This is a genomic window from Delftia sp. ZNC0008 (assembly GCF_000799035.1).
Lineage (GTDB): Bacteria > Pseudomonadota > Gammaproteobacteria > Burkholderiales > Burkholderiaceae_C > Comamonas > Comamonas tsuruhatensis.
The window spans coordinates 1-3498 of record NZ_JTKZ01000419.1; the positions used below are offsets into that span (position 1 = coordinate 1).

1 protein-coding gene and 1 pseudogene are annotated in these 3498 nt (G+C 71.3%); both read left to right on the forward strand.

What is annotated here, in order from left to right:
* Window positions 1-396, forward strand: a pseudogene (locus L995_RS13800) (efflux RND transporter periplasmic adaptor subunit); the annotation flags it as partial.
* Window positions 396-3498, forward strand: a 3103-nt coding sequence (locus L995_RS13805) for an efflux RND transporter permease subunit (RefSeq protein ID WP_047472311.1), incomplete at its 3' end; no start/stop codon positions are given. The pseudogene L995_RS13800 and the gene L995_RS13805, both read left to right, overlap by 1 nt.

The following is a 3498-nucleotide window of genomic DNA, read 5'->3' on the forward strand; positions in this document are numbered from 1 at the left end:
CGCGGTGCGCAGGGCAAGGTGGCTGGCATGGCCCCGGTCGGTGATGGATCGGCCGGCATGCGGGTGGGCGTTGCGCTGGAACGCGCTGGTGACCTGCGCGTGGGCGAAAGCGTGACCGCGTCGCTGGCCCTGGCCGGTGCGGACGCCGGGCCTTCCGGTGGATCTGCCGGTGGCTCTGGCGGTGCACGCCTGCGCGTACCCGCTGCGGCGCTGGCGCATTGGAACAACCGCACCGGCGTCTTTGTCGCCACCGGGCAGGGGGCGCGCTTCATGCCGCTGTCCGTGGAGGCCAGCGACGAGGCCACGGCCGTGGTGCGCGGCACGCTGCCGCCCAAGGCGCGCATTGCCGTGACGGGCATTGCCGCGCTCAAGGGCCTGCTGGGCGGGGGTGAGTGATGCTGGCGCGCCTCATCGATTTTTCGCTGCGCCAGCGCGCGCTGGTGCTGATGGCCGCCTGCGCGCTGGCCCTGGCCGGTGCCTGGGCCTATGTGCACCTGCCCATCGATGCCTTCCCCGACATCTCGCCCACCCAGGTCAAGGTGATCCTGAAGGTGCCCGGCATGACGCCCGAGGAGGTGGAGCAGCGCGTCTCCACGCCTGTCGAGCAGGAATTGCTGGGCCTGCCGCACAAGACCATGGTGCGCTCGGTGTCCAAGTACGGCATCAGCGACGTGACCGTGGATTTCAGCGAAGGCACGGACGTTTACTGGGCGCGCCAGCAGGTGTCCGAGCGGCTGGCCGGCCTGCAGCGCGAGCTGCCCGCCACGGCCGAAGGCGGGCTTGCCCCCATCACCACGCCGCTGGGCGAGATGTTCATGTTCACCATCGACGGTGAGCAATGGTCTCTGGCCGAGCGCCGCCATGTGCTGGACTGGGTGATTCGCCCTGCGCTGCGCACCGTGGCCGGCGTGGCCGACGTGAATGCCCTGGGCGGCATGGTGCGCGGCTACGAGGTGATCCCCGACCCCGCCCGGCTGCGGGCGCGCGGCGTGACGCTGGACCAGCTGCGCCAGGCGCTGGAGGCCAACAACCGCAACGACGGCGCAGGCCGGCTGGACCGAGGGGAAGAGCACTGGGTGGTGCGCGTGGAAGGTGGCGTGCGCGGGCTGGACGACCTGCGCGCCATTGTCGTGGCGCCCGCCCATGAGGGGCGCGTTGCCGCCACCGTGGGCGACGTGGCCACCGTGCGCCTGGGCGAAGCCACGCGCAACGGCGCCGTCAGCCGCGACGGGCGTGGCGAAGCCGTGCAGGGCCTGGTGCTGGGACTTCGCGGGGTGGATGCGCGCAGCCTGGTGGATGCCGTGCAGGCGCGGCTGGACGAACTGGCTCCCCGGCTGCCCAAGGGCATGAGCACCCAGGTCTTCTACAACCGGGGCGACCTGGTCTCGCGCGCGGCGGGCACCGTGGTACGCGCCCTGGTCGAGGCCAGCGTGCTGGTGCTGGTCACGCTCTACCTGTTCCTGGGCGGGCTGCGGGCAGCCCTGGTGGTGGCGGCCACGCTGCCGCTGTCCATGCTGGCCACCTTCCTGCTGATGCGCCATGCGGGCCTGACGGCCAACCTGATGAGCCTGGGCGGCCTGGCCATCGCCCTGGGCATGCTGGTGGATGCTGCGGTGGTGGTGGTGGAGAACATAGAGACCGCGCTGGCGAATGAGTCTGCGGGCGCAACGGCCATCGAAACGGCAGGCAGCTCCCCGCCGCAGGACCGGGCCGTGCTGATCCGCCAGGCGGTCTCGGCGGTCTCCGTGCCCATGCTGGCCGGCGTGTCCATCATCGCCATCGTGTTCCTGCCGCTGCTCACGCTGCAGGGGCTGGAGGGCAAGCTGTTCGCGCCCGTGGCGCTGACCATCGTGCTGGCGCTGGGGGCCTCGGTGCTCATCGCCTTCACCGTCGTGCCTGCGCTGGCCTCGCTGCTGCTGCGCTCGCATGGTGGCGATGAACCCTGGCTGATGCGGCGCGTGGCCGGGGGCTTCGAGCGCATGCAGCGCTGGAGCCTGGCCCACCGGCCTGCGGTCTTCGGCATTGCCGGGGCATCGCTGGCCGGGGCGGCCGTGCTCTACCTGTCCGTGGGCAAGACCTTCATGCCCACCATGGATGAGGGCGACATGATCGTGCAGCTGCAAAAGACGCCCTCCATCTCGCTGGCCGCTTCGCTGGACATGGACGGCCGGGTGCAGCGCGCGCTGCTGGAGAAGGTGCCCGAGATCCGCTCCATCGTCGCGCGCACGGGCTCCGACGATCTGGGCCTGGACCCCATGGGCCTGAACGAGACCGATACCTTCCTGGTGCTGCGCCCGCGCGACGAGTGGCGCGGCAGCAAGGAAGACATCGCCGAGGCCATACGCCACGTCATGGAGGGCTTTCCGGGGCTCATCTACGGCTTCACCCAGCCCATAGAAATGCGCGTCTCCGAAATGCTGACCGGCACGCGCGGCGACGTGGCCATCAAGATCTTCGATCCCGACCTGGCGCGGCTGGACACTGCCGCCCAGGCCGTGGCCGCGCGCATGCGCGCGGTGGCCGGGGCCTCCGAAGTCATCGCGCCCAGCAACAGCGGCGTGCAATACCTGCAGGTGGCGCTCAACCGCGCGGCGCTGGGCCAGTCCGGGCTCAGTGGCGATGGCCTGCAGGCGCAACTGCGCGCCCTGGTGGAAGGCGAGCGCATTGGCATCGTGCCCGAAGGCGTGGCGCGCACGCCGCTCATCCTGCGCGGCGGCACGGCGCTGCGCCAGTCGCCCGAAGGCCTGGCCGGGCTGCTGGTGACGGCGGCGGACGGCAGCAACTGGCCGTTGACCTCCCTTGCCACGCTGGCGGCCCGCGACGGCCCCGTGCGCGTGGACCACGAAAACGGCGCACGCTTCGCCGTGGTGCAGGTCAACGTCGAAGGGCGCGACCTGGCCAGCTTTGTGCGAGATGCCCAGGCGGCCGTCGCCGGTGATGCCGGCCTCAAGGACATGCGCATCGTCTGGGGCGGCCAGTTCGAGAACCAGCAGCGCGCCGCCGCACGGCTGGCGCTGGTGGTGCCGCTGGCGCTGGGCGCCATCTTCGTGCTGCTGGTGCTGACCTTCCGCTCGCCCAGGCAGGCGCTGCTGGTCATTGCCAACATCCCGTTCGCGCTGGTGGGCGGCATGGCAGCGCTGAGTGCGGCGGGCGAGTACCTGTCGGTGCCCGCCTCGGTGGGCTTCATCGCGCTGCTGGGCATTGCGGTGCTCAACGGCGTGGTCCTGGTCTCTCACTTCAACAACCTGCTGGCTGCGGGCCAGCCCCTGTCCCAGGTGGTGCGGCACGGCGTGCGCGACCGGCTGCGGCCCGTGCTGATGACGGCCTGCATCACCGCGCTGGGCATGGTGCCGCTGCTGCTGGCCAGCGGGCCGGGCTCGGAGATCCAGCGGCCGCTGGCCATCGTGGTGGCGGGCGGGCTGGTCAGTTCCACGGCGCTGACCCTGCTTCTGCTGCCTTTGCTGTTCGAACGCTTCGGCCTGCCGCGGCGTGAGCGGG